General features: G+C 33.2%; 27 protein-coding genes. 9 read left to right on the forward strand and 18 right to left on the reverse strand.

The annotated features are described in order from the left end of the window. Window positions 1–2 precede the first annotated feature (2 nt). The 16 genes from trpB to K6T82_RS01010 all read right to left on the reverse strand — a co-directional run bounded on the left by trpB (window position 3) and on the right by K6T82_RS01010 (window position 15,360). The gene (trpB, locus tag K6T82_RS00935; protein ID WP_223704150.1) at window positions 3–1,184 is read right to left on the reverse strand and encodes a tryptophan synthase subunit beta; all 1,182 of its coding nucleotides are present in this window, start codon (window positions 1,182–1,184) and stop codon (window positions 3–5) included. A 12-nt stretch (window positions 1,185–1,196) separates the two neighbouring features. Beyond that, entirely contained in the window at window positions 1,197–1,829 is a 633-nt protein-coding gene (locus tag K6T82_RS00940) for a phosphoribosylanthranilate isomerase (RefSeq protein WP_223704151.1), read from the reverse strand. Between the two features lie 167 nt (window positions 1,830–1,996). Continuing rightward, window positions 1,997–2,776, reverse strand: coding sequence for an indole-3-glycerol phosphate synthase TrpC (gene trpC, locus K6T82_RS00945; protein ID WP_223704982.1), 780 nt, complete (start codon window positions 2,774–2,776; stop codon window positions 1,997–1,999). An 87-nt stretch (window positions 2,777–2,863) separates the two neighbouring features. Further along, window positions 2,864–3,856, reverse strand: a complete 993-nt coding sequence (gene trpD / locus K6T82_RS00950; protein WP_223704152.1) for an anthranilate phosphoribosyltransferase — start codon at window positions 3,854–3,856, stop codon at window positions 2,864–2,866. 119 nt (window positions 3,857–3,975) lie between these two features. Continuing rightward, window positions 3,976–4,383: a GNAT family N-acetyltransferase gene (locus K6T82_RS00955; RefSeq protein ID WP_223704153.1), complete on the reverse strand. Its 408-nt coding sequence runs from the start codon at window positions 4,381–4,383 to the stop codon at window positions 3,976–3,978. A 79-nt stretch (window positions 4,384–4,462) separates the two neighbouring features. Next, entirely contained in the window at window positions 4,463–5,029 is a 567-nt protein-coding gene (locus K6T82_RS00960) for an anthranilate synthase component II (protein WP_223704154.1), read from the reverse strand. 92 nt (window positions 5,030–5,121) lie between these two features. Next, the gene (locus K6T82_RS00965; protein ID WP_223704155.1) at window positions 5,122–5,562 is read right to left on the reverse strand and encodes a hypothetical protein; all 441 of its coding nucleotides are present in this window, start codon (window positions 5,560–5,562) and stop codon (window positions 5,122–5,124) included. A 142-nt stretch (window positions 5,563–5,704) separates the two neighbouring features. Then, window positions 5,705–7,105: an anthranilate synthase component I family protein gene (locus K6T82_RS00970; protein WP_223704156.1), complete on the reverse strand. Its 1,401-nt coding sequence runs from the start codon at window positions 7,103–7,105 to the stop codon at window positions 5,705–5,707. Between the two features lie 298 nt (window positions 7,106–7,403). Next, window positions 7,404–8,681, reverse strand: coding sequence for a hypothetical protein (locus K6T82_RS00975; RefSeq protein ID WP_223704157.1), 1,278 nt, complete (start codon window positions 8,679–8,681; stop codon window positions 7,404–7,406). A 210-nt stretch (window positions 8,682–8,891) separates the two neighbouring features. After that, entirely contained in the window at window positions 8,892–9,458 is a 567-nt protein-coding gene (locus K6T82_RS00980) for a YceI family protein (RefSeq protein WP_144218559.1), read from the reverse strand. 38 nt (window positions 9,459–9,496) lie between these two features. After that, window positions 9,497–10,129 (reverse strand): NAD(P)H-dependent oxidoreductase, encoded by a 633-nt coding sequence (locus K6T82_RS00985; protein WP_223704158.1) that lies wholly within the window; start codon window positions 10,127–10,129, stop codon window positions 9,497–9,499. Between the two features lie 4 nt (window positions 10,130–10,133). After that, a complete protein-coding gene (locus K6T82_RS00990; protein ID WP_223704983.1) occupies window positions 10,134–10,595 on the reverse strand; it encodes a MarR family winged helix-turn-helix transcriptional regulator in 462 nt (153 codons plus the stop codon). A gap of 299 nt (window positions 10,596–10,894) precedes the next feature. Then, complete coding sequence (locus K6T82_RS00995; RefSeq protein ID WP_223704159.1) at window positions 10,895–12,472, reverse strand: glycerol-3-phosphate dehydrogenase/oxidase; 1,578 nt, start codon at window positions 12,470–12,472, stop codon at window positions 10,895–10,897. Window positions 12,473–12,737: 265 nt separating this feature from the next. Next, on the reverse strand, window positions 12,738–13,214 hold the full coding sequence (locus K6T82_RS01000; protein ID WP_223704160.1) for a DUF6691 family protein: 477 nt from the start codon (window positions 13,212–13,214) through the stop codon (window positions 12,738–12,740). Between the two features lie 10 nt (window positions 13,215–13,224). Next, on the reverse strand, window positions 13,225–13,788 hold the full coding sequence (locus tag K6T82_RS01005) for a YeeE/YedE family protein (protein WP_223704984.1): 564 nt from the start codon (window positions 13,786–13,788) through the stop codon (window positions 13,225–13,227). 153 nt (window positions 13,789–13,941) lie between these two features. Beyond that, window positions 13,942–15,360 (reverse strand): MBL fold metallo-hydrolase, encoded by a 1,419-nt coding sequence (locus K6T82_RS01010; RefSeq protein WP_223704161.1) that lies wholly within the window; start codon window positions 15,358–15,360, stop codon window positions 13,942–13,944. 255 nt (window positions 15,361–15,615) lie between these two features. On the opposite strand from K6T82_RS01010, the gene K6T82_RS01015 reads away from it, so the two are divergent. From K6T82_RS01015 to K6T82_RS01045, 7 genes are all read left to right on the forward strand, one after another. After that, window positions 15,616–16,206 carry an HD domain-containing protein gene (locus K6T82_RS01015; RefSeq protein ID WP_223704162.1) on the forward strand — a complete coding sequence of 197 codons (591 nt, stop codon included), beginning with the start codon at window positions 15,616–15,618 and terminating at the stop codon, window positions 16,204–16,206. Window positions 16,207–16,369: 163 nt separating this feature from the next. Continuing rightward, on the forward strand, window positions 16,370–17,716 hold the full coding sequence (locus tag K6T82_RS01020) for a cytochrome ubiquinol oxidase subunit I (protein WP_223704985.1): 1,347 nt from the start codon (window positions 16,370–16,372) through the stop codon (window positions 17,714–17,716). Window positions 17,717–17,718: 2 nt separating this feature from the next. Next, window positions 17,719–18,795, forward strand: a complete 1,077-nt coding sequence (gene cydB, locus K6T82_RS01025) for a cytochrome d ubiquinol oxidase subunit II (protein WP_223704163.1) — start codon at window positions 17,719–17,721, stop codon at window positions 18,793–18,795. A 282-nt stretch (window positions 18,796–19,077) separates the two neighbouring features. Beyond that, window positions 19,078–19,539 carry a hypothetical protein gene (locus tag K6T82_RS01030; protein WP_223704164.1) on the forward strand — a complete coding sequence of 154 codons (462 nt, stop codon included), beginning with the start codon at window positions 19,078–19,080 and terminating at the stop codon, window positions 19,537–19,539. A gap of 2 nt (window positions 19,540–19,541) precedes the next feature. Continuing rightward, window positions 19,542–19,913, forward strand: coding sequence for a hypothetical protein (locus tag K6T82_RS01035; RefSeq protein ID WP_223704165.1), 372 nt, complete (start codon window positions 19,542–19,544; stop codon window positions 19,911–19,913). Between the two features lie 276 nt (window positions 19,914–20,189). Continuing rightward, window positions 20,190–20,594, forward strand: a complete 405-nt coding sequence (locus K6T82_RS01040) for a hypothetical protein (protein WP_223704166.1) — start codon at window positions 20,190–20,192, stop codon at window positions 20,592–20,594. 229 nt (window positions 20,595–20,823) lie between these two features. Next, the gene (locus K6T82_RS01045; protein WP_184160094.1) at window positions 20,824–21,210 is read left to right on the forward strand and encodes a helix-turn-helix transcriptional regulator; all 387 of its coding nucleotides are present in this window, start codon (window positions 20,824–20,826) and stop codon (window positions 21,208–21,210) included. A gap of 125 nt (window positions 21,211–21,335) precedes the next feature. Here K6T82_RS01045 and K6T82_RS01050 read toward each other — a convergent pair whose 3' ends face one another. Both K6T82_RS01050 and K6T82_RS01055 read right to left on the reverse strand, forming a co-directional pair. Next, on the reverse strand, window positions 21,336–22,121 hold the full coding sequence (locus K6T82_RS01050; RefSeq protein ID WP_223704167.1) for a sulfite exporter TauE/SafE family protein: 786 nt from the start codon (window positions 22,119–22,121) through the stop codon (window positions 21,336–21,338). A gap of 181 nt (window positions 22,122–22,302) precedes the next feature. Then, entirely contained in the window at window positions 22,303–22,932 is a 630-nt protein-coding gene (locus tag K6T82_RS01055; protein WP_223704168.1) for a Crp/Fnr family transcriptional regulator, read from the reverse strand. A 360-nt stretch (window positions 22,933–23,292) separates the two neighbouring features. Between K6T82_RS01055 and K6T82_RS01060 the strand changes: the two genes are divergently transcribed. After that, on the forward strand, window positions 23,293–23,604 hold the full coding sequence (locus K6T82_RS01060) for a rhodanese-like domain-containing protein (RefSeq protein WP_095951866.1): 312 nt from the start codon (window positions 23,293–23,295) through the stop codon (window positions 23,602–23,604). 73 nt (window positions 23,605–23,677) lie between these two features. After that, complete coding sequence (locus K6T82_RS01065; protein WP_223704169.1) at window positions 23,678–25,258, forward strand: NADP-dependent glyceraldehyde-3-phosphate dehydrogenase; 1,581 nt, start codon at window positions 23,678–23,680, stop codon at window positions 25,256–25,258. Window positions 25,259–25,497: the final 239 nt, after the last annotated feature.

The following is a 25,497-nucleotide window of genomic DNA, read 5'->3' on the forward strand; positions in this document are numbered from 1 at the left end:
TATTACAATTTAAAATATTCAATGTAATTATCTAAATCTTTATCTCCACGACCAGAAAGACTAATTACGACAACATCTGTTGGTTTAAATTTTTTCTGATCTAAAACTGCAAAAGCGTGTGCACTTTCAATTGCAGGAATAATGCCTTCTAGTTTTGTTAACTGAAGTCCCGCATTCATTGCATCATCATCTGTAACAGAGAAAAACTCTCCTCTTCCTGTTTGTGCCAAATGCGCGTGTAAAGGACCAACTCCTGGATAATCTAGACCAGCTGAGATAGAATAAGGTTCGGTAATTTGTCCGTCTGGAGTCTGCATTAAAAGGGTTTTACAACCATGAATAACACCAACTTTTCCTAATTTACTTGTTGCAGCACTGTGTCCGCTGTCAACACCTTTTCCTGCTGCTTCAACAGCAATGATTCCAACTTCTGGTTCGTGTAAGAAATGATAATAAGTTCCGGCAGCATTACTTCCTCCACCGATACAAGCTACTACGTAATCTGGATTTTCACGTCCTTCTTTTTCTTTCAATTGCCATTTAATTTCTTCTGAAATAATGCTCTGAAAACGAGTTACCATATCTGGATAAGGATGTGGTCCAATTGCAGATCCGATAATATAATGTGTGTCAACCGGATTATTAATCCAATCGCGAATGGCCTCGTTTGTAGCGTCTTTTAAAGTTCTAGAACCTGAAAGTGCCGGACGTACTTCTGCGCCTAACATTTTCATACGAGCCACGTTTGGAGCTTGACGTGCAATGTCAATTTCACCCATATAAACGATACACTCAATTCCCATTAAAGCACAAACTGTTGCCGTTGCCACTCCGTGTTGTCCAGCTCCAGTTTCGGCAATAATTCTTTTTTTGCCTAGACGTTTTGCTAATAAGATTTGTCCAATTGTATTGTTTACTTTGTGAGCACCAGTATGGTTTAAATCTTCTCTTTTTAGATAAACTTTGGTGTTGTATTTTTCAGACAAACGTTTTGCAAAATACAACGGACTAGGGCGTCCAACATAATCTTTCAGCAATTGGTTGAACTCTGCTTTAAAATCAGGTTCGTCCATAATATTTAAGTATTTCTGACGCAATTCTTCTACGTTTGGATACAGCATTTCAGGAATGTAAGCTCCTCCAAATTCTCCGTAATATCCTTTTTCGTTAACGTTAAAACTCATTTTATTTAAATTTTAAAAGTTGGCAACATCAAATTTGCGTTTGAAATTGCTTAATCTATTTTTATTTTTCAGCCCTGGTTCGATTTCAAATTTACTATTTACATCGACAGCATAAATAGGTAATTTGGTTTTTGAAATTTCTTCAATTGCTTTTAATTCATTCATTCCAATTCCGCCGCTCAAAAAGAAAGGCTTTTTCGAATTGTATTTTTTTAAGATCGTCCAGTCGAAAGTTGTTCCGTTTCCGCCTGGAAGTTTTCCTTTTGTGTCAAATAGAAAATAATCGCAGACATTTTCAAAAGGTTTGATTGTTTCAAAATCAAAATTTTCATCGGCAGAAAAGACTTTGATAATTTCGATTTTCTTTGGAAGTTTTTCTTTTAAAGTGGCACAAAATTCAACCGATTCTTCTCCGTGCAATTGAACGGCTTGTAGATTGTATTTTTCGACTTTTTCTAGAATTTCTTCCTGACTTTGATTGACAAAAACACCCACTTTTTTGATGGTTTTTATCAATTCGGGAACATTCCCATTGCAATATCTAGCGGATTTTTCCCAGAAAATAAATCCCATATAATCGGGTAGGAGCGCGCCTACTTCGAGGATATTTTCTGGATATTTCATGCCGCATATTTTGAGTTTCATTTTCGTTGTGTGTTTTTTACCGCAAAGTGCGCTAAGGTTTTTTGCTTTTGATTATGCTTAAAAACGCAAAGTTCGCAAAGCTTTTTGTTGATTTTTTTTGCCACGAATTACTCGAATTACACTAATTTAATTCGTGGAAATTTGTGTAATTCGTGGCAAACTTAAATTTATAGTTTACTAATAAAATCCATTGCAGCTTGTCCAGCATTTTCGGTTTTCATGAAGTTTTCTCCAATTAAAAAACCTTTGTATCCGTAAGGTTTCAGTTCTTGAATGGCTTCAATTGATGAAATTCCGCTTTCAGATACTTTCACAAAGTCATTTGGAATTTTTGATGCTAATTCTTTACTGAAATCCAAGCTAACTTCAAATGTTTTTAGGTTTCTGTTATTTACACCAATCATATCTAAAGTCGGCATAATTGATTTCTCTAATTCTTCTTGATTGTGAACTTCTAAAAGAACTTCTAGACCTAAACCTTTTGCGAATTCAGATAGAGATTTTATTTCGTCACGAGTTAAAACTGCAGCGATTAATAGAATTAAATCGGCTCCATGTGCTTTTGCTTCTAAAATCTGATATTCATCTACAATAAATTCTTTTCGCAAAAGCGGAATATTTACTGAAGCTCTAGCCAAAAGTAAATCGTCCAACGATCCTCCGAAATATTTTCCGTCTGTTAAAACTGAAATTCCGCATGCGCCTGCATTTTCGTAACCTTTTACCACTTCCTCAACTGTGAAATTGTTGTTGATGATTGATTTTGAAGGAGAGCGACGCTTGTGTTCTGCAATAATTCCAGAATTGATTTCTCTTAATTTCTGACTAAGCGAAATAGTTTGTTTTTCAAAAAACACCGAAGCTTCTAATTGTGAAACCGGAATAATCGATTTCTTTAAAATCACTTCTTGTTTTTTGTCTATTATTATTTTATCGAGTATGTTCATTGTTTTTATTTGTTTCAAGTTTCAAGTCTTTTTAGTTTCACGTTCCAACAACTTGAAACTTGAAACCTGAAACTTGAAACTAAAAAATTATTTACTTAATTCTTGTAATTTCTGTAATGCTTTTAATCCTTTTCCTGATAGTAAACTTTCTTTTGCTAGTTCAAAACCTTCTTGTGGAGAACATTTTGTAACGGTTGAAATTGCCATTGCTGCGTTTGCACAAACTACATTATTCTGTGCTTCGTTTCCTTTTCCTGAAATAATATTCGTAAAAATTTCAGCAGATTCTTCAATAGTTTTTCCGCCTTCAATTTCGGTTTGAGATAAAAGACGAACACCAAAATCTTCTGGATTCAGCATTCCTTCCATGTGGTTAGAAATTGTTTTGGTTGGACCAGTCAATGAAATTTCATCATATCCGTCAAGCGAATGTAGGATTGTGAAATTCGTATCTGTGTTTTGGTACAAATAAGCATACATTCTAGCCAATTCTAAGTTGAAAACCCCAACCAATTGATTTTGTGGAAATGCTGGATTTACCATTGGTCCCAACATATTAAAAAAAGTTTTTACAGCCAATTCTTTTCTAATTGGTCCAACGTTTTTCATTGCTGGGTGAAATAGGGGAGCGTGCAAAACGCAAATTCCAGCCTGATCGATACATTTTTCTAAAAATGATGGATCGTTGCTAAATTTGATTCCCATTTTTTCCATTACGTTGCTTGATCCAGAAATAGAAGAAACGCCATAATTTCCGTGTTTTGCCACTTTTATTCCAGCTCCAGCTGAAACAAATGATGCTAAAGTCGAAATATTGAAAGTGTCTTTTCCGTCACCGCCCGTTCCGCACAAATCAATTGTGTTGTAAGCTGATAAATCAACGCGAACACATAAATCTAATAATGCCTCGCGAAAGCCAGAAAGTTCATCAATGGTAATGCTTCGCATCATAAAAACAGTCAAAAATGCCGAAATCTGACTTGAATTGTATTGACCGCTTGATATATTAATCAATACGTTTTTTGCTTCTTCTTTAGTAAGCACTTCGTGGTTGATTAATTTGTTTAATATAGTTTTCATTTTTTTTTAAGATTCTAAGTTGCTAAGGTTCTAAGATGCTAAGGTTTTTGTTTTTTATTTGTTTCATGTTTCAAGTTTCAGGTTAATTGCATTGCGCAAACTTGAAACTTGAAACTTTTTCAATGTTCATTTCCTTGATAAATCCACATGGATTCTGTTTTTCCAGCTCTTTCAAAACCATTTTTTTTATAAAATTCAACTGATTTTCCGTCTGCTGTTAGCATTTGCATATGAAAGTGTTTGTATTTCTCCCGCATTCTGTCCAAAATCAATTTCCCGATTCCTTTTCCTTGATATTCAGGAAGCACCAATAAATGCGGATAATAAACAGTTAAGAATCCATCTGAAATCGCATTTCCAAGTCCGATAAGCTTTTTTCCTTCCCAAGCCGTTACTAAAGTTTCAGAATTTAAAAGACCATTATAAAGTTCGTTTGGCTTGCTCGCAGAACTCCATTCATTTGCTTTATACAAAACTAAAATGTCATCAATTTTGATTTCTCGGGTTTCTAAAATTGTTATTTTCATTGGTTTTTTTGTTTTGGGTTTCAGGTTTCAAGTTTCATGTTCCAACAACTTGAAACCTGAAACTTGAAACAAAAAGTTTCTAGCTTTTAATCCAATTCTCTAAAATCCTTTTTCCGTTTGGTGTCAAAACGCTTTCTGGGTGAAATTGAACGCCTCTTACATCGTAATTTTTATGTCTTAAAGACATGATTTGTCCGTTTTCGTCTATTGAAGTTGCTTCTAAATCTTCTGGTAAGTTAGCATCTACAACCCAAGAATGGTATCTTCCAACTTCGAATTCGTTTCCTAAACCTTCAAACAAAATTTCGTCTGAAACTACTGTTTTTACATTTGTAGCCACTCCGTGATACACTTTGTCAAGGTTAGAAAGTGTTCCGCCAAAAACTTCTCCAATGGCTTGCTGTCCTAAACAAACTCCAAGAATACTTTTCGTTGGACTGTATTTTTCGATTACTGCTTTTAATAAACCTGCTTCATCTGGAATTCCAGGTCCTGGAGAAAGCAAGATTTTTTCAAAAGAAGCAATTTCATCAATATCAAATTCGTCGTTTCTGTAAACGGTAACTTCGCAGTTTAAATCTTCTAAATAGTGCACTAAATTGTAAGTGAAACTATCGTAATTGTCTATAACTAAAATCTTTTTCATTGTGTTGTTTTTTGTTTCAAAGTTTCAGGTTTCAAGTTTCACGTTCCAACAACTTGAAACTTGAAACGAAGAAAACTTGAAACTAAATTTTCTTATTTCTCTCGAACGTATTTTTCGATAATAACTCGATCTACGCCTAATTTTTCTACTTTTTCTACTCCTTTTTGAATCAAAGTGTCGTTTTGCACTTTCACTACAAATTCAAATTTGTTGTTTTCCCAATCACGGTTGTTGAAGAACTCTAAATTTTCGGTGTAAATACTATCTTTCAAAGTATATTTTCCACCTCCAGCAAAGTACAATGCCGATGTTGAATCTTTTCCGTTTTTTAAATCATGGTTCAAAAAAGCAAAATGTGTATCATTAATAATTTTAATCATTTTTGTTTTTGAATTGAAAGTCGAAAAAGTGGAGTCTTTCTCTGTCGTTTCAGCCGAGATAAGACGCCAGGTTCCTTCAATCGGATTCTTCTTCTCAGAAGTACAAGATGTCAAGCCAATAATTAAAACTAAAATGGATACTGCTTTTTTCATGGTTTATTATAGTTTGTTTGTTAATTGTTTAAAGTTTCAAGTTTCAAGTTTCAGGTTTCAAGTTTCAAGTTTCAAGTTTCAAGTTTCAAGTTTCACGTTCCAACAACTTGAAACTTTAAACAAAGAAAACCTGAAACAAAATTTAAATTTTCTCTGCCATTTCTAGCGCTGTATTTAAGGCTCTTAACTTATTATAAACTTCTTGCATTTCGCTTTCTTCGTCAGAACTTGCAACAATTCCAGCTCCTGCTTGACAATGCAATTGATGATTTTTAGAAAGAAAAGTTCGAATCATAATCGCGTGGTTGAAGTTTCCTTCAAAATCCATAACTCCGATGGCACCTCCGTAAAAATTACGATTTGTTTTTTCGCAGTCTTCAATTAATTGCATCGCTCTGTGTTTTGGAGCTCCGCTCAAAGTTCCTGCTGGAAAAGTATCTGCTACAACTTGCATTGTAGTTGCTTTATCGTGTAAATGTCCCGTAACTTTAGAAACCAAGTGAATTACGTGAGAGAAAAACTGAACTTCTCTGTATTTCTCAACATTTACATCGTGCCCGTTTCTGCTCAAATCGTTTCTTGCCAAATCAACCAGCATGACGTGTTCGCTGTTTTCTTTTTTATCTTCCGAAAGCTCTTTAGCTAAAAGCGCATCGCGTTCGTCATTTCCAGTTCTTTTGAACGTTCCTGCAATTGGGTGAATTTCGGCTTTTCTATTTTTTACGATAATTTGTGCTTCTGGTGAAGAACCAAATATTTTGAAATCTCCGTAATCAAAAAAGAATAAGTATGGAGAAGGATTGATACTTCTTAAAGCTCTGTAAACATTAAATTCATCTCCTTTGAAACCTTGTGTGAATCTACGAGAAAGAACCAATTGGAAAACATCTCCACGGTAGCAATGTTTTTTTGCTAAAGCAACATTGGCTTTAAATTCTTCATCGGTTAAGTTTGAGAAACCTTCACCTTCTTTAGAGAATTTATAAGAAGCGATATTTCTAGATTGTAATAATTGCTCAATTTCTGCAATATTATTTTTATTGTCAACGCTGTGGCAGAAAATATAAGCTTCGTTTTTGAAGTGATTGATGGCAATAATATTTTGATATACTGCATAAAAAACATCTGGAATTGAAGTTGTATTGTCTTTTTTAGCTATTGAAACCTTTTCAAAATAACGAACGGCATCATAAGAAATATATCCGAAAAGACCATTATTGATAAATTTAAAGTCATTTTTTTCGGATTGAAACTGACTTGAAAATTCCTGAATTACTTGTGGAATATTGGTTGAAGCATCAATTGCGATTTTTTCTGAAGTTCCGTCAGGAAAAGTTTTAGAAATAACTTCATTTTCGATTTTAATCGTTGCAATTGGGTTGCAGCAGATGTAAGAGAAACTGTTGTCATTTCCGTGGTAATCACTACTTTCTAGTAATAAACTATTTGGGAATTTATCTCTGATTTTGAAATAAATGCTTACTGGCGTAACCGTATCTGCTAGAATTTGTTTGTAATGCGTATTAAGAATAAAAGGTTTCAAAATATTTAGTTTTATGTTGTTCGTTAATTTGTTTTCAATTGGATCAAAAAAAAAAGGGCTTGTCGTGATGACAAGCCCTTTAAATTTATAGTTTTAACAATACCATAGGAAGCTTCGTTCACGACGTCTGACGTAAATTACTCCACCACCAAGTATTGTTTAAAATTGTTCTCATTTCTTTATTTTGATTTGACAAATATATAAATGTAATTTGAATTGAAGTATATAAATTTTGAAAAAAAAATTATCTAAAATCGAAATTTTGTTAAATTTTAAATGTCAAAGTTGTTATAAAGTCTTAATTTCCAATTGCAATTGTGTTGTTTGTACTGGCTCTAAAATCTGGATTTCCTTTGATGTTAGGCGTTGCAAACAACTCTGTGTTTTTCATTTTTGTATATTCTAAACCTGAATTCGGGTTGTAATAGTTTTGGATAGAACTGTCGCTACTTGCCGATTCGCTTGTAATTCCTCCGTTACAATTGTTTACAATTGTATTTTTAAAGCTCATTTTAGACAGATTTACATCTCCATTACCAATGGCACCTTCTAATAATACAAATGGAGCAAAACCAGAAATAATACTGTTGTTTAAACTAAAGTAAGTGTTTTCTTTGATAAAAATAGACTCTCTTACCAGACCTTGATTGTTTTCTTCTAAATTAATCAAAGTGATATTGTTGGCGTTTATTTTAGTCATTTTTTTATTCATGTCTGTATTTGCCACTTTTTCATAAGAATCAACTTCAAAACATCTTGATCCTGAAATATCTGATGAAAAAGGATGACGGATAGCAATACTATTAGAAATGTTGATTTGTGCACCTTGAGTAAAATCAAAATCATCATCTGTTGTACGGTAAGAAATTAAATTTGTCATATTTAAGTCTCCGCCATAACATTCGAAAGAATCGTCATTCGAAAAACTGATTTGAATGTTGCTTAAAATAGTTTTTCTACCAACTCCCGCTAAAGAAAGACCATTTAATTCTTTTGTTGAACTTAATTTTCTACCTGCATATTCAATACGAACAAATTTCAAAATACCTGAATTGTCTTCTGCATCTTGGCCTCCATAATGATTTAGGTTTGCTTCTAGATCGAAAGGTAATGTGTGTACGCCACCTAAAGAATTGATTGGAGCTTTTCCTAAAACAATAATTCCACCCCAGTCTCCTGGCTTTCTAATGTTTTTTTCTTTATTAGAAGTAAATACGATTGGGTCGGTTTCTAAACCTTCAGCAAGAATTTTAGCACCATTAGTAATTACAAGAGTTCCGCAGGTTTTATCGTCTCCACGAATTACAGTTCCTGGCTCGATTGTTAAAGTTGCGTTATTTGTAACATAAACAACACCAACTAATTGATAAGTGTTTCTTTTTACCAATCTGGTATCTTTATCAATAGTTCCGGCAATTATGTTTGTAGCTTCATTATATTCGTTGGCAGCTGGTTTAAAGTTTGTCCAGTTGTTCATCCAGTTATTAGTACCAATAATACCTTTTGGTTGTTGTTGGGCGTGTACGAAAAAGCTGATTGTGAGAGTAATAAGAGCAATGCGTAATTTTGTTTTCATAACTATGATTTGGATTTCTAGTTTTTGATTTTTTTAATTGTCCCAAAATTAGAAGCCGTATGTTAATCAAAGTCCCGATGTTTATTACGAATGAGTTACTTCATTGTTAACAATGTTAAGTTTATGGAAATTTTTTGTTAACAAAATAAAACCCCGACAGTTTTGATACTGCCGGGGTTTATTATATTTTGAATTAGTAAGTCTAAAATATTAGAATTTTAAAGCTACAGCCAATTCGAATTCGTCGTTGATAGTTTTATCTCCTAAACCATCGAAGAAGCTACCTGAACCATATTTAATATCGTATTTAGTTCTGTCAACTTTGAAAGCAGTTGTAGCAGTGTTTCCTTTTACAGTGATATCAAAAGTTACTGGTTTAGTAATTCCTTTGATAGTTAAGTCTGCAGTTACAGTGTAAACGTCAGCAGATTTTGCACCGATAGTTTTGAAAACTAATTTTGAAGTTGGGAATTTATCAGTTCCGAAGAAATCGTCAGCTTTTAAGTGACCGTTTAATTTTCCTTGGTATTCTCCAGTTAAATCTGTAGCAGTTAATGAAGTCATGTCAACAGTGAAGCTACCACCAGCTAATTTTTTTCCTTTGAAAACTAAAGAACCCTCTTTAAAGTTTACAGTTCCAGAGTGCTCTCCAGTTACTTTTTTACCTACCCATTTGATAGTAGATGCTTTTACGTCGATTTTTTTAGTTTGAGCGTTTACTGAGATTCCAGCTACAGCTACGAATAATGCTATTGCAATTGTTTTTAAATTTTTCATGTTGTTAAAATTAAAATTTGAATTTGATTAATAAATAATTATAGTGTGATAAATAATTCCTCTTGAGATTTTCTAACTTTTTTGTAATGCTGAGTGTCATCTTCATTATGTCTGTAACCAACAGTTGCAATAACAGAAGCGCTTAAGCCTAATTTGTCGAAACCTAAAATTTCGTTGAATTGAGCAGCATTGAAACCTTCCATTGGTGTAGCATCTATTTTTAATTCAGCTGCCGCTCCTAATAAGTTTCCTAAAGCAATATAAGTTTGTTTTGCAGTCCAAGTATTTTTTGCATCGCTTGATAAATTTCCAACTACATTTTTCATCATGTCGCTGAAACCTCCTAAAGCATCTACAGGAACTCCTCTTGTTTCACTGATATTGGTGATATATTTATCAACAGAAGCTGCGTCTAAAGTAACATCGCTTGCAAAAATGAATAGGTGGGAAGCATCTGTAATTTGAGTTTGACCCCAAGCTGCCCCTTTTAATTGTTCTCTTAGTTCTGGATTTTCTACGATAACAACTTTATAAGGTTGTAATCCGTATGAAGAAGCACTTAATCTAACCGCTTCTTTTAAGGTATTTAAATCAGCATCAGAGATTTTTTTTGCTGCATCAAATCTTTTTGTTGCATATCTCCAATTTTGACTTTCTAAAAATGTGCTCATGATATTAATTTTGTTGAGTTCGGTATTTTTCTAATAATTTGTTTAATAATTCTAATTCTTCCGGGTTTATGTTTTCTGCAAACGCACGCTCGTGTGCATCTACCTTCGGATCTAATTCTTTTAAAACGTCTAATCCTTTTTGCGTAATCGAAACTTCAATTTTTCTTCGATTATCAGGGCAAACATTTCTTGTTACGAATTCTTTCAGTAATAGTTTGTCAACTAATCGGGTTGTGTTACTCGTTTTTGCCAGCATACGTTCCTGAATGACACACATATTAGCAGGATTTCCTTTTTGTCCTCTTAATATACGCAGCACATTGTATTGTTCTCCAGACAGATCATACGGTTTTATTAACTCGTTGAAATGATCCTGAATCACATTTTGTGTGTACATGATATTCAGAATAACTTTTTTCGCATTATCCATCTTAACTGTACTCTTAATAACTTCTTCAATTGTCATAGTTGTAAGTGTATAATTTGTATATACAAATGTAGAACTTTTAATATTTGTATATACAAGTGTCATGTTAAAAATTTGTTAATTCGTTCAGTTGGTAGTAATCACTGGTCAATTTCAACACTTTGTTTTTATAAAAGTAAAGTATTTTATGTTTTTAAAGTGTTGATATTTTGAGGTTTAACTTAAATTTAAAATTAAAAATGCTGAGAAATACTCCAAGTATTTAAAGATAGCTTTTTGTAAGGCAATTTGAAAAGATAAAAGAGATAAGTAATTTAAAATCAATCGAATTTGAAGTTTTATTGAAATTCGGAAAGAAGATATCCTTTGGCAATTGCTCTAAAATTTGCGATTTCTTTGATAATCCAGGCTTCATCGTGACCTAATTCTTTCGCAATTAATCGTGCTGTTTTTTCAGCGGCTTCAATAGCAGCTCGTGCATCTAAAAATAATAAACGAACACGCCTTGCCAGAATATCATCTACAGTTCTTGCCATTTCATGTCGAATTGCCCAAACGACTTCTGCGATTGTAAATTCATAATTTGGATGGAGTTTTTCTTTTAATTCAGTTTCGCTTTCCTTTAATTCTATAATTTTAGAAATATCAGAACCATATATATAAAGGTGATTTTCTCTGTCGGCAGCATTCGTCGATTTATTTCCATGAATGGAAAGATGCTCTGTAATACATTCTTTATTAGGTAATTTTCCAGTTTTGATTGCTTTATCAATAATATCTTCAGCGATTTTTCTATAGGTGGTCCATTTTCCGCCGGTAATAGTAATCAATCCAGTTTCAGAAACAATAATTTTATGACTTCTAGAAACTTCTTTGGTGCTTTTTCCTTCTTCTTTTGGCGCGGCAAGGGGGCGCAAACCTGCAAAAACAGACAAAACATCTGCTCTTGTGGGTTTCTTAGCAAGAAAGCGTTGTGCAGTTTTGAGAACAAATTGAATCTCGCTTTCTAAGGCAATTGGTTCTAGACTTTGCTTTTTTATTAAAGTATCGGTAGTCCCCACAACAACGCGATTGTGCCAAGGAACAGCAAATAAAACTCTTCCGTCTTTTGTTTTCGGAATCATTAATGCATTTTCGCCAGGCAGAAAAGATTTATCAAATACCAAATGAATTCCCTGACTCGGAACAATGTATTTTTTATAAACGTTATCATTTAATTTCATGATCGCATTGGTAAAAACTCCTGTGGCATTTACAACGACAGAACCTTTCAAATCATAAGTTTGACCGTTTTCCTGATCTTGAACTTGAACACCGATAATTTGGTTTTTATCGTCTTTTAATAAATTGACAACTTTAGTATAATTAAGCACACAAGCTCCATTTTCTATAGCAGTTTGTGCCATGTTTATTGCCAATCGTGAATCATCAAATTGTCCGTCATGATAAATTACTCCATTTACCAAACCATTTTCTTCTACATTAGGAAGCATTTCAATAGTTCTTTTTTTAGAAAGATATTTTGAACTTCCTAAACTTAAACAACCCGACAATAAATCATAAACTTTTAATCCTATAGTATAAAAATAACCGCTCCACCAATTGTAATTCGGAATAACAAAAGATTGATTTTTGACTAAGTGGGCAGCATTTTTAGCTAATAGACCTCTTTCTTTTAAGGCTTCTCGAACCAAATGTACATCTCCTTGTTCGAGATAACGCACGCCGCCATGAACTAATTTGGTACTTCTGCTCGAAGTTCCTTTTGCAAAATCTACTGCTTCAAATAAGATTGTTCTGTAACCTCGGCTTGCCGCATCAACAACAGTTCCAAGTCCGCTTGCACCTCCGCCAATTATGATTACGTCCCATTTTTCGGTATTCTGTAGTTTGTTTAATTGTTCAGCGCGATTCATGCTTTATTCTTGTTGTTTATTTTGCGAAAATATTGTTTGAAACAAACTTAACGAAATGAAATTAAAAATTGATGAAGAAAAATATTTAACCGCAAAGCACGCAAGGTTTTTTGAAAATAGAGCTTTATAAAAAACGCAAAGTTCGCAAAGCTTTGTAAATAAAACTTTGCGAACTTTGCGTCTATCTTTGTGTGCTTTGCGGTTAAATTATGTTCAGAGTATTCCAACCTGAAACTTGAAACAAATAAAACCTGAAACAAATTTATTAATGAGGTAATTTGTCTTTAATCAAACCATAAAACCAAGTTCCGACAATAGCACTTAATAAAGTTACCACAATTACAGTTGCTCCTGTACCGATTTGAGCGAAAAGTGGACCCGGACAAGCTCCTGTAATTGCCCATCCAAAACCAAACATCAATCCGCCATAGATTTGTCCTTTGCTGAATGTTTTAGGTTGGATTTCGATTTTTTCTCCGTCAAGGGTTTTGATGTTGAATTTTTTAATCAATTGTACTGAAATTAATCCAACAGCAACAGCGCATCCGATTACACCATACATATGAAACGATTCCAAATGAAACATTTCCTGAATACGAAACCAGCTGATGATTTCTGCTTTTACGAATACAATTCCGAAAAAGATTCCAACGATTAAATATTTAAGGTTTGCAAATGCGTTTTCTTTTTTCTGGCTTGCGTTGATTCCTTCGCTGTCTATATTTTTATTTTCTAAATTCATTTTCTAAATTTTAAAGTGAAAGAATATAAGGTAAAATCAAAAGGGACATTACAAAACCGCCAATCATAAAACAGATTGTTGCTACTAATGAAGGCCATTGTAAGTTTGATAATCCCATTATCGCGTGTCCGCTTGTGCAGCCGCCGGCATAACGAGTTCCGAAACCAACTAAAAATCCACCGACAACCATCATGATAAATCCGCGAAGCGTTAATAAACTTTCCCACGAAAATAATTGTGACGGAACCAAACCGCTATGATCTGTGATTCCGTAAGTGGCTAATTTCTCTGATAATTCAGGCGCAATTTCCACCGGATTTGGATTTGATAAGAAATAAGCAGCGATAAATCCGCCAAGAAATATTCCTAATACAAAGAATAAATTCCAACTTTCTTTTTTCCAATCGTATTTAAAAAACGAAATATTCGCAGGAATACAAGCCGCGCAAATATGACGAAGAGAAGAACTTATCCCGAAAGATTTATTTCCGATAATTAATAAAATTGGAACAGTTAATCCAATTAACGGGCCTGCAACGTACCAAGGCCAAGGTTCTTTAATGATTTCGAGTATACTCATTTATTTTTAAAATTTAGATTTTTTCATTTAACCATTAAGAGATTAAGAAAATTAAGCCAATCTAACTTAATGAAACTTTAAAAAGGGTTAAGAAAAATTAAGCATTCCAACTTAATTAACTTAATGCCTTAATGGTGAAACTTATATTTATGCTTTTAAAACCTTACTTTGGCAAACAAAATCTGATTTTGGAACATTCGTTTTTGAAATTGCTCCGAAACCGCCTTCCACTTCAGAGAAATTTCTGAAACCTCTTGCTTGAAGTATTGAAGCAGCAATCATACTTCTGTATCCGCCAGCACAATGCAAATAGAAATGCTCATTCGGATTAATATCTTTTACCCAGTCATTAATATAAGCGAGAGGTTTGCTGTAAGCTTCGTCAATATGTTCTGCTTCGTATTCTGATTCTTTACGAATATCTACCACTTTATCTTCACCAAATTTAAATTCGTTTGCAAATTGTTCAGCAGTAATTCTGTTTACGGTATCTGTTTCAAAACCTGCATTTTGCCAAGCTTCAAATCCACCTTCCAAATGTCCAATGATGGTATCAAAACCAACACGGCTTAAACGTGTAACAGTTTCTTCTTCCATTCCTGCTGCAGTAACCAAAATAATTGGCTGTTTTACATCAGCAATTAAAGTTCCAACCCAAGGAGCAAAATCACCATTGATTCCAATATTAATAGATTGCGGAATAAATCCTTTGCTGAAATCAGCTGCGCTTCTGGTATCTAAAATTAAAGCGCCAGTTTCTTCTGCAATCGCTTCAAATTCTTTGGCATTTATCGCTTTCATTCCGTTGTGTAAAACCGTTTCAAAGCTTTCGTAACCTTGTTTGTTCATGGCAACGTTCATACTGAAATAGGCTGGAGGAGGCAATAATCCGTCAGTTACTTCTTTGATGAATTCAGCTTCGGTCATATTAGCACGCAAAGCGTAGTTTGTTGCTTTTTGATTTCCGATTGTTGAAACTGTTTCTTTGCTCATGTTTTTTCCACAGGCGCTTCCCGCACCGTGCGCAGGATAAACAATCACGTCATCAGCCAAAGTCATGATTTTATCTCTTAAAGAATGAAATAAAATCCCAGCCAATTGATCTTGTGTCATTCCAGCTGCTTTCTGAGCTAAATCAGGACGACCAACATCTCCAATGAATAAAGTATCTCCAGAGAAAATCGCGTGATCTTTTCCGTTTTCATCAATTAATAAAAAAGTACTACTCTCCATAGTATGTCCAGGAGTATGTAAAACTTTAATCGTAACTTTTCCAAGTTTGAATTCCTGTCCGTCTTTTGCAGAAATGCAATCAAATTCGCAAGCTGCGTTTGGTCCGTAAACAATTGGAGCTCCAGTTTCTTTACTTAAATCAACATGTCCAGAAACGAAATCGGCGTGGAAATGTGTTTCAAAAATATATTTCAGCTTTACTCCGTCGCGTTCCAAACGATCTAAGTATGGCTGCGTTTCTCTAAGCGGATCAATAATGGCCGCTTCGCCATTTGAAGTGATATAATATGCACCTTGCGCAAGGCATCCGGTGTAAATTTGCTCTATTTTCATGATAGGTATTGTAAAATGATGGGATACAAAGGTAACTTTGTTTTTTAAAAAAATAGGTGACTAATGTTACAGAAATTAGGTTTTTGTGTAAAAAAATGTAGTTTAACCATATAAGCGATATAAGTTCATTTTAGATTAGGGTTTATTAATTTAAGTAATATGAAAAACTCCAGCTTACAATTACTTATATCACTTATATGGTAGAAAAAAATCTTTGTATTTTTGCAATTCCACAAAGTCATTTATAAATTTCTTATGAACACACAAGATTTATTAGATCAAATTGCTTTTATAAAAGAAATTGATAAAGTAAAATACATCCAACGCAAGACAAAATTATTCAACAGCGACAGATGCGAAAATGATGCAGAACACAGCTGGCATTTGGCTCTGATGGCGATTGTTTTGGCAGAACATTCCAACGAACCGATTGATGTTTTGAAAGTGGTGAAAATGGTTTTGATTCACGATATAGTAGAGATAGATGCAGGAGATGTTTTTATTTATGATACGGTAAAAAATCATTCAAATACAGATGAAGAACGATTGGCTGCCAATAGAATTTTTGGTTTACTTCCTGAAAAACAAAAGGAAGAATTTATTGCAATCTGGGAAGAATTTGAAGCTGGGGAAACCAACGAAGCTAAATTCGCAAAATCAATGGATCGTTTAGAACCTTTACTGCAGAACACTTCAAACAACGGCGGAACTTGGAAAGAATTTGGAGTGAAATATGATAAAGTTTACGAAAAGAAAAGTGTCATAAAAGAAGGTTCAAAATCGATTTGGAATTACGCTGAAGGCTTGATCAACGAAAGTGTAGAAAAAGGAATTTTGGAGAAATGATTTTTCACCATATAAGTTATATAAGTTCATTTTAGTTTTACGCAAAAATATATTTACTTATATAACTTATATGGTTTAAAATTTTAAAAAGAAACTCATGTTTTAAGAGGCAATTCGGGTTCTAATGGTTAAATTTGTGGAACTTCATAAACAAATTACCATTATGGAAGAAATGCTCTTTTATGATCGAATGCAATTTGCCTTCACCATTACTTTTCATTATCTTTTTCCGCAACTTACAATGGGTCTTTCGCTCATCATTGTTTACTTCAAGTGGAAATTTCTCAAAACTAAAGACGAACAATACAATCATGCCACCCATTTCTGGATGAAGATCTTTGCCCTCAATTTTGCAATGGGAGTTGTAACCGGAATTCCGATGGAGTTTCAGTTTGGAACCAACTGGGCAAAATTCTCCGAATTAACAGGTGGAATCATCGGACAAACCCTTGCAATGGAAGGAATGTTTTCTTTCTTTCTTGAATCTTCATTTTTAGGAATATTTTTGTTTGGAGAAAAACTCCTCGGACATAAATGGCATTTTGTAACCGGATTATTGATCATGATTGGTTCCTGGGCCAGCGGATTTCTAATCATCGCCACACATTCCTGGATGCAGAATCCCGTTGGTTACGAAATCTTAGAAAACGGAAAATTTGTTCTGAATAATTTTCAGGCTTTATTTTTAAATCCGTGGCTTTGGCCTTCTTATTTGCACAATCAAGCGGCTTCTATGGTAACGAGTTCTTTTGTTGTTGCCGGAATTGGAGCTTTTTATATTTTAAGTAAAAAGAATGTTTCTTTCGGGAAATTGTTCTTAAAAACAGGTGTAATATTCGGATTGATTTCGAGTATTGTTGTGGCTGTTCCAACGGGAGATTTAGCTGCGAAAAACGTTGTGAAATATCAACCAGTGACTTTTGCCGCTATGGAAGGAATTTTTCATACCGAGAAAAAAGGTTCTGAAATTGTTTTAATAGGTCAGCCCGATGTAAAAGACAAAAAACTTGATAACAAAATTGCTGTTCCAAATATTTTGAGTTTCCTAACTTATGGAAATTGGGATCAGGAAATAAAAGGTTTAGATCAGTTTGAAGAAGATTTACATCCAACAAATATTTCTGGATTGTATTATGCTTATCATATTATGGTAGGTTTAGGAACTGTTTTTATTGGTTTAATGGCATTGTCTCTTTTCCAGTTAATACGAGGAAAATTGTTTCAAACCAAATGGCTTTTATGGTCATTAATGTTCATGATGCCATTTCCTTACATTGCCAATACAACGGGTTGGTACACGGCCGAGTTAGGAAGACAACCTTGGTTGGTTTACAATTTATTGCGAACATCAGAGGGTGCTTCGCCGACTGTTTCTTCTGGAAATACTTTATTCACGTTACTTGGTTTTATAGGTTTATACCTTTTACTCGGAATGTTGTTTTTGCTTTTGGTTGGAAAGATTATCAATAAAGGACCGCACAATGTGGAACTTTCAACAGAAAAAATATAAATATGGAATTTTTTTGGTACGTAGTTTTAATGGGAATTCTGGCTGTTTATCTGGTTTTAGACGGCTATGATTTTGGCGCAGGAATTATTCATTTATTTTTTGCCGATACAGAAAAAGATAAAAAAGCAATTACAAGCGCCATTGGTCCGTTTTGGGATGCCAATGAAGTTTGGCTGATTGCAGCGGGAGGGGTTTTGTTTTTTGCTTTTCCAACTTTATACGCGTCTTCTTTCAGTGGATTTTATCTGCCTTTAATCATGATTTTATGGTTGTTGATTTTCCGAGCAATCGGATTAGAAATGCGCGGACAAGTACACAATCATATGTGGGAAGCAATTTGGGATAAAGCGTTTGGAATTGCAAGTTTACTTTTGGCTCTTTTCTTCGGAATTGCCTTAGGAAATATCGTTCGCGGCGTTAATCTCGGAATGGTGCAAAACGGAGTTTCAACACAGGAACCGCATTTTTTCTTTTTGCCTTTGTGGAATCCGACTTTTAGTCCGCAGGCGAATGAATTGGGAATTATCGATTGGTTTACGCTTTTCCTCGGAATTGTGAGTGTTGTAGCATTGACGATTCACGGTGCCAACTGGATTATTTATAAAACAAATTCGGCTTTAAATCCGAAATTGAAAAATGTGGTTTTTAAATTGAATTTTGTTTTGCTTGTTTTGGTTTTTATTTCCTTAGGAATTTGGCATTTTATCGAACCAAAACCGTTTCATAATTTCGTAGAAAATCCGATTCTTTGGTTTTTTCCTTTACTGACTTTTGTTGGAATTGCTGGATTGTTCAAAGTTCGCTCTTTCAAAAAAGACGGTCACGGATTTGTTTTTTCAACCTTATTTTTATTGGGCGGATTTGCGTCAACAGCGGTTTCGATTTTTCCGAATGTTTTGCCTTCAACCAATAATGTAAATCCGTCATTAACAATTTATAATACTGCCGCTCACGAATACGGATTAAATGCTGGATTGAGTTGGTTTTTTGTGGCTTTGTTTCTGGTGATTATTTATTTTATTATTCAATATCGCGTTTTCAGTGGTAAAATGGATGATATTGGGTATGGAGAACATTGATTTTTTTATAGCCGCGACTCGAGCGATAGCGAACAGACGAAGCAACTCAAGAATTTTTATTTAATATAAATGAATTCTGAATTTTGCAGCTATGAATTACACGAATTTTAATTTCTTCAATATAGGATGAATTGCCTCCAGCTTTAGCTGGAGGTTTTTTGTTTGCATTTGAATTAGGCTTTAGCCAAAAAAAACGTAAAGTTTGGCTAAAGCCTTTTTTGTATATATTTGATTACCTCCAGCTAAAGCTGGAGGCAATTCAAGAAAAATATAAATTAAACTATGAAAAAACTAATTTTAATGATAATCTGTTTTTTAGTTTTAAGTTGTAAAAAACAGGATTTAGATCAAGATAAAAGTTTTCCAAATAAGGAAAATGAGGCTTTGAAGAAAAAGAATGATTCACTAAAACGAAAGCTCGAGATTGCAGAAGAAGCTATTGTAATTCTTCAACATCGAAATATTTGGTATGATGCTGAAAATGATAATCCCAATTTTAAAAATAAAGGAATAAAAGATCCTGAAGAATTTATAATTACGGAATTAAAAAAAAGACCTGAATTGATTCCAATGAAAGCTACATTAGGTGGAGAAATGTCTTTTGGAGCCGTTCAGCTTTTAGGAAGCAAATATTTAATTGCCTTTTATGAAGATGGACATATAGAAGGAAAAAGTATTTATAGTTATAAATTGAATGATTCTGGCAAAGTTGAGTTTAAATTGGTGGCTTCTGAAGAAAATTGAAGATGATAAATTTGAGCAATAAACAATTAAAAAAGATTGTAAATGTTATTGTTGCTATATTTGCGATTGTTCTTTTTGTCAAGTCCTTTGTAATTGACACAAGACAGGAAAGACTTAATCGTGGATTGGAAAACATTAAGGAAGAAGAATTTCAAGGTGTCGTTATCAAAAAAGGTTTTGAAAAATATAATCACAATGCCTCAATGATATATTTAAATAATGAAAGTAAATTTGCTATTTTTGGTCAGTTTTGGTCACAAATAAAAATTGATGACTCCATAGTAAAAAGAAAAGGCGAAACTTTTTTTACAATATATAGAAATAATAAAATGTTTGTACTGGATAATAGAGAGATAATCGAAGCTTGTAAATAGTAAAAATTCATAAAAAAATAAAAGAACAAGCGGATAGTCTTCGATAGGCATTTGGATTTAAACCGACTACAAAAACAGCCTGATTCAGGAAACTTTATAAGCATAATCATTTATTAAAGATTTAATTACAACTATTAGTTATATTCTATAATTTTTATTGTAAGAAAAAAAACTGGCTAATGTTTAATTTTACGTATCTAAGAATTTTTCCCCCAAAGAATTTTTAGAAAATGATTTTTACTAAAAGCTTAAATCCTTTTTTACCTACAAATTATTATGCCCTTAACGATTTTACCAGACAAGATTAGATTTTCATACAAATCTAAAAATTGGCAATACCACTTTGATGAAATTAAAGAAATTGGACTACTGAAAAAAAAGAAAAAGTACTTTCTAGAAAACGGTGCTTTTGTTGCAGTAACTGCTGTAACGTATTATTGTATGTTGTTTTCTGACTTAATGGATTTATATTATATCATTCCAGCGATTTTGTGCTATACACTTATTATAGCAATCAGATTTAATGATTCTACAGAATTTGTATATTTTATTTTTGTGAAAGATATTTATCAAAAAGAAATAAAAGCCAAAATTGAATCAAAAGATCATACCTTGGTCAGCAAACAAATAGATTATTATTTGGATCTTCAGTTCGAAAGAAATATTCAAAAAACAGCTTAAAAAATTATAAATGTTTGTATTTGATATTTCCCGTTATGATGTTTTATTCATAATGGCAGCTTTGATTTATGGTTATTTTATAACCAACAGGAAAAAATTAACGAAACGCTAAGTCATATATTATAATTTATGAAGTAGTTTTAGAATACCAAAAATAAGTATAGTTGTGCTGTTAATGAATTTAATAGCGGGCTGTTTTAACTATACGTGATCCCTAAGCAAAAAAAATATGGCCGCAACGATTAAAAACAAAATTAAAAATATTAGAGAGCTAAAGAATTACACTCAAGAATATATGGCAGAAAGATTAGGTGTAACGCAGGCTGGTTACAGCAAAATTGAAAAAGGAAAAACGTCTCTGAGTTATGAAAAATTGGTTGAGATTGGAAGAATTTTGGATGTCAGCGTTGAAGATATTATTAGTTTTGATTATGATAAGTACTTTAATAACTTCAATAAAATAACAGGAAACAATAACGGTAGTATTTTAATCAATGCCGATAATTCATCTGAATTAAAAGAACTTTATGAAGACAAAATCCAGTTATTAGAAAAACTTTTAAATATTACAGAAAACGAATTAGAACGTTATAAAGATAAATTCGGAGAGATTTGAAATAAAGTTTAGTTTCATCTTTGTCAAAGTTTCAGGCTTTGACAAAGATTACTCTACAAGTAAAAAACTAAATTCAAAATATTTAAAAATCTATACAGATTAGCACAATCTGAAGACATTAAATTCTAAAATAAAACTTCTTTGGCGATTATATAAAATCCCATAACAAGAACAAACCAACCAAAAAGCGGTTTCAATTTTGTTCCGTCTATTTTTTTAGAAAGCTGACTACCAATAAACATTCCGATTAAAGCCATTGCAGAAACACTTAACAAGAAAGTATAATTGATAGGTGTTCCGATGTATAAATCGCCAGCAAAACCGATTGAAGAATTAATGGTGATAATTAATAAAGAAGTTCCAACGGCTTGTTTCATTGGTAAATTGGCAAAGAACAATAAGGCTGGAATAATTAAGAATCCGCCTCCAGCGCCCAGAAACCCAGTTACAATGCCAACTAAAAACCCGATTATACTCAATTGAATATAATTGGTTTCTTTGGTTTTAATATCTGGCTGTCTTCTTTTAATCATAGAAATTGCAGCCGTTATCATAAGTACCGAAAAGATAATCATAATCAGAAAATCTTTGGAAACCGTATAAGAAGCCACGCAAAATAAAGTAGCCGCAATCTGTGGAAAAATAACTTCGCGAATAATTAGAATCGAAATAATGGAAGGAATGGCAAAATATAATGCCGATTTCAATTTCAGATTTCCCATTTTATAGTGACTGTAACTGCCAAAAAGCGCTGTTAGTCCGACAATAAATAAAGAATAAGAAGTGGCTTGATCTGGATTTACTTTAAATAAATACACTAAAATTGGAATAGTGAGAATAGAACCACCGCCGCCAATTAAGCCAAGCGAAATTCCGATAATGATTGAAGCAAAAAAGCCTAAATATTCCATTGCATTTATTTTAATGCAAAGTTGCTTCGGAAATTAAGATTCTACAGTAACATTTATCACAGATCTTGAATAATTTTACCATTAAGATATTAAGTTAATTAAGCTATACTGTCTTAATGATGCTTTTTAAAAGTTAAGAAATATTAAGCAATCCAACTTAATTGCCTTAATGTCTTAATGGTTAAAAATTTAGCAGTTCAATCTGGTTTCGGTTGAGTTTAACCAAACCTCTTTGTTCCATTTTTTTTAATAATCTCGAAACCACTTCACGAGAAGTATTCAATTCTGTAGCGATTTCTTGATGCGACAAATTAACTTCAGAACAGCCGCAGGCATCAGAATGTCTTTTTAAGTAAAACTCTAATCTTTCATCCATAGAACGAAATGCGATATTATCAACAACTTCGAGAACTTCTTCAAAACGGCTTCGGTAGGTTTCAATTACAAATTCGTACCAACTTCTGTGTTCCATCATCCATTTATCCATGAGTTGCAACGGAATCATCATTACCGAAACATCTTCAACAACTTTTGCCATAATTTGACTTTTCTCGCTTTTGGCGGTGCAAATCATAGAAATAGCACAAGCTTGTCCTGGTTGTAAATAATACATTAAAAACTCTCCACCATCTTCGCCTTCGCGGTATATTTTAATTTTACCTTTCGTAATCAGAACCGTGTTTTTAATGTATTGTCCAGTACGCATTAAAATGGTTCCAGTTTCAAAATTCTGATGACTTCCGTTTTCTTCAATGGTAGCAATAAGTTCGTTGGAGAAATTAGGAAATATGGTTTTTAATGAATGCTGCATTGTGTGTTTTTTTTGCCACGAATTGCACGAATTGACACTAATTAATTTGTGAAAATTGGTGTAATTCGTGGCTGATATATTTATCAAAATCGAATTAAAAAATGTATTTGTTTACAAAGATACTAGTTTGAAATGGGATTAATTATCAGAAAATTAGATTTAAGATTAATTTTATGTAAATGAAAAAATCCTATTTTCTATCGATTTTGTAGGCTGAATTTTTAAAAATAGTAACTAAATTTGTAATTCACTGATTATAATAGTTTCTCTAAAACGTTTTCTGAGAATAATAATCGAAATCGCATTTGGTACGTTTTTTATATATAGAAACGTCGTAATTTTACAAAAACACATTTTATTATGAATTTATCACAAGAAGATTGGGTTGCTCAGTTAGAAGCTGACGAAAATGCAGTTATACTTGACGTAAGAACTGAAGACGAATTCAATGATGGCTACATTGAGAATGCTCTAAATATTGATATCAATAAAGGGCAGGGTTTTATTTATGAAATTGAAGAATTAGATAAAAATAAAAACTATTATGTATACTGTCGTTCTGGGGCAAGAAGCGCAAAAGCTTGTCAGGTTATGAACGAATTGGGTATACAAAATGCTTACAATCTGCTTGGAGGAATCCTGGATTGGGAAGGCGAAACAGTACAACCATAAAAGAAGAAGAGGCATAAAAAAGCCTCTTTTTTCTTTTGAAAATAGAATTACCAGACCATTAAATAACCAAACTATGAGCTTTATACCAGAAGAATATCAGATTAATACGCTGATAAACCAAGAAACTTATCTTGTAAATGGAGAATTGAAACAATGGACAGGGCAAACCACACCTGTGTTTTCTACTATTTCTTCAACAGAAAAATATTCGCCGACTTTATTAGGATCTATTCCTTTTATGGGAGAAAAAGAAGCAGCAGAAGTTGTAGAAGCTGCTACCAATGCTTACGATATGGGACAAGGTTTATGGCCAACCATGAAAGTTGCCGATCGTATTAAAAGCATGGAAAATTTTGTGAAACAAATGAAGGAAACCCGAGAAGAAGTTGTGAAACTTTTGATGTGGGAAATTGGAAAAAACCTTGGTGATTCGCAAAAAGAATTTGATAGAACAGTAGAATATATTTACGATACAATTGCTAGTTACAAAGAACTAAACGGACGCAGTTCTCACTTTGAAAAAGTACAAGGTGTGAATGCTATGATTCGTCGTGGACCTCTTGGCGTTGTTTTGTGTCTTGGACCTTACAATTATCCGCTAAATGAAACTTTTTCATTATTGATCCCAGCTTTGATTATGGGAAATACTGTAATCTTCAAACCTGCTAAACACGGTGTATTATGTATTTCGCCATTATTAGAAGCTTTCAGAAGTAGTTTTCCAAAAGGAGTAATCAATATTGTTTACGGAAGAGGACGTGAAGTAGCTTCGCCAATTATGAAATCTGGAAAAATTGATGTTTTGGCATTAATTGGAAACAGTAAATCGGCTATTGCATTACAAGATCAGCACCCGAACAAAAATAGATTGCGTCTTATTTTAGGTTTAGAAGCTAAAAATCCAGCGATTATTCTTCCAGATGCCGATTTAGATTTGGCTATTCAAGAATGTATCACAGGAAGTTTGTCTTTCAACGGTCAGCGTTGTACGGCTTTAAAAGTATTGTACGTTCATGAGTCTATCAGAGAAGAATTCAATAAACGTTTTGCTGAAAAAGTAGATGGTTTAGTTTTTGGAAATCCGTGGGAAAAAGGAGTTTCTTTAACACCGCTTCCAGAAACAGAAAAACCAGCATACATTCAAGGACTAATTGACGATGCTACTTCTAAAGGAGCGAAAATCATCAATGAAAAAGGAGGAAAACATACGGATAATTATATTTTTCCAGCTGTTTTATATCCGGTAAATAAAGAAATGCGAGTGTATCATGAAGAGCAATTCGGACCAGTTGTTCCTGTTCTTTCATTCAAAGATATAAAAGAACCTTTGAAAGATATGGCAGAATCAAACTACGGACAACAAGTAAGTTTGTTCGGAAAAGATATTAAAACGCTTGCTCCGCTAATTGATGCTTTGGTAAATTTAGTTTGCAGAGTAAACCTCAACAGTTCTTGCCAAAGAGGACCAGATGCTTTCCCTTTTACAGGAAGAAAAGATTCTGCTGTAGGAACTTTAAGTATTCCTGATGCTTTGCGTTCGTTCTCCATCCGTACGTTTGTAGCTTCAAAAGATATCGATTATAACAATGAGATTCTGCAGGAATTGCTTAACAGCAAAGAATCGAACTTTATTAATACCGATTACATTTTGTAATAATCAAAAGTTATATATTATTTGTAGATGCCGTCTGTTGCTTTTGTAGCAGGCGGTTTTTTATTTTTTAGGGACAAAGGTTCAAAGGTTCAAAGGTTCAAAGGTCCAAAGGTCCAAAGTAGCTAAGTTTTTTGAGTATATTTTAGATTTAGTTTTTGCATTTTACAATCAACCAGAAACTATTAACCATCAACAATTAACAATTAATAACTAAATTTGTAACATTCGTAGAAAAAAAT

This window comes from Flavobacterium potami (assembly GCF_020026915.1).
GTDB lineage: Bacteria > Bacteroidota > Bacteroidia > Flavobacteriales > Flavobacteriaceae > Flavobacterium > Flavobacterium potami.

Bases quoted from the DNA above. Each gene is read 5' to 3' on its own strand.
- K6T82_RS01000 (WP_223704160.1), bottom strand. From the start codon at position 13,214: ATGAATTTAGAAAATAAAAATATAGACAGCGAAGGAATCAACGCAAGC.
- K6T82_RS00985 (WP_223704158.1), bottom strand. From the start codon at position 10,129: ATGAGCACATTTTTAGAAAGTCAAAATTGGAGATATGCAACAAAAAGA.
- K6T82_RS01055 (WP_223704168.1), bottom strand. From the start codon at position 22,932: ATGCAGCATTCATTAAAAACCATATTTCCTAATTTCTCCAACGAACTT.
- K6T82_RS01060 (WP_095951866.1), top strand. From the start codon at position 23,293: ATGAATTTATCACAAGAAGATTGGGTTGCTCAGTTAGAAGCTGACGAA.
- trpB (WP_223704150.1), bottom strand. From the start codon at position 1,184: ATGAGTTTTAACGTTAACGAAAAAGGATATTACGGAGAATTTGGAGGA.
- K6T82_RS00940 (WP_223704151.1), bottom strand. From the start codon at position 1,829: ATGAAACTCAAAATATGCGGCATGAAATATCCAGAAAATATCCTCGAA.
- K6T82_RS01065 (WP_223704169.1), top strand. From the start codon at position 23,678: ATGAGCTTTATACCAGAAGAATATCAGATTAATACGCTGATAAACCAA.
- K6T82_RS00960 (WP_223704154.1), bottom strand. From the start codon at position 5,029: ATGAAAAAGATTTTAGTTATAGACAATTACGATAGTTTCACTTACAAT.
- K6T82_RS00975 (WP_223704157.1), bottom strand. From the start codon at position 8,681: ATGAAAACAAAATTACGCATTGCTCTTATTACTCTCACAATCAGCTTT.
- K6T82_RS00995 (WP_223704159.1), bottom strand. From the start codon at position 12,472: ATGAATCGCGCTGAACAATTAAACAAACTACAGAATACCGAAAAATGG.
- K6T82_RS00955 (WP_223704153.1), bottom strand. From the start codon at position 4,383: ATGAAAATAACAATTTTAGAAACCCGAGAAATCAAAATTGATGACATT.
- K6T82_RS00980 (WP_144218559.1), bottom strand. From the start codon at position 9,458: ATGAAAAATTTAAAAACAATTGCAATAGCATTATTCGTAGCTGTAGCT.
- K6T82_RS01010 (WP_223704161.1), bottom strand. From the start codon at position 15,360: ATGAAAATAGAGCAAATTTACACCGGATGCCTTGCGCAAGGTGCATAT.
- K6T82_RS00990 (WP_223704983.1), bottom strand. From the start codon at position 10,595: ATGACAATTGAAGAAGTTATTAAGAGTACAGTTAAGATGGATAATGCG.
- cydB (WP_223704163.1), top strand. From the start codon at position 17,719: ATGGAATTTTTTTGGTACGTAGTTTTAATGGGAATTCTGGCTGTTTAT.
- K6T82_RS01035 (WP_223704165.1), top strand. From the start codon at position 19,542: ATGATAAATTTGAGCAATAAACAATTAAAAAAGATTGTAAATGTTATT.
- K6T82_RS01030 (WP_223704164.1), top strand. From the start codon at position 19,078: ATGAAAAAACTAATTTTAATGATAATCTGTTTTTTAGTTTTAAGTTGT.
- K6T82_RS01045 (WP_184160094.1), top strand. From the start codon at position 20,824: ATGGCCGCAACGATTAAAAACAAAATTAAAAATATTAGAGAGCTAAAG.
- trpC (WP_223704982.1), bottom strand. From the start codon at position 2,776: ATGAACATACTCGATAAAATAATAATAGACAAAAAACAAGAAGTGATT.
- K6T82_RS01050 (WP_223704167.1), bottom strand. From the start codon at position 22,121: ATGGAATATTTAGGCTTTTTTGCTTCAATCATTATCGGAATTTCGCTT.
- K6T82_RS00965 (WP_223704155.1), bottom strand. From the start codon at position 5,562: ATGAAAAAAGCAGTATCCATTTTAGTTTTAATTATTGGCTTGACATCT.
- K6T82_RS01015 (WP_223704162.1), top strand. From the start codon at position 15,616: ATGAACACACAAGATTTATTAGATCAAATTGCTTTTATAAAAGAAATT.
- K6T82_RS01020 (WP_223704985.1), top strand. From the start codon at position 16,370: ATGGAAGAAATGCTCTTTTATGATCGAATGCAATTTGCCTTCACCATT.
- K6T82_RS01040 (WP_223704166.1), top strand. From the start codon at position 20,190: ATGCCCTTAACGATTTTACCAGACAAGATTAGATTTTCATACAAATCT.
- trpD (WP_223704152.1), bottom strand. From the start codon at position 3,856: ATGAAAACTATATTAAACAAATTAATCAACCACGAAGTGCTTACTAAA.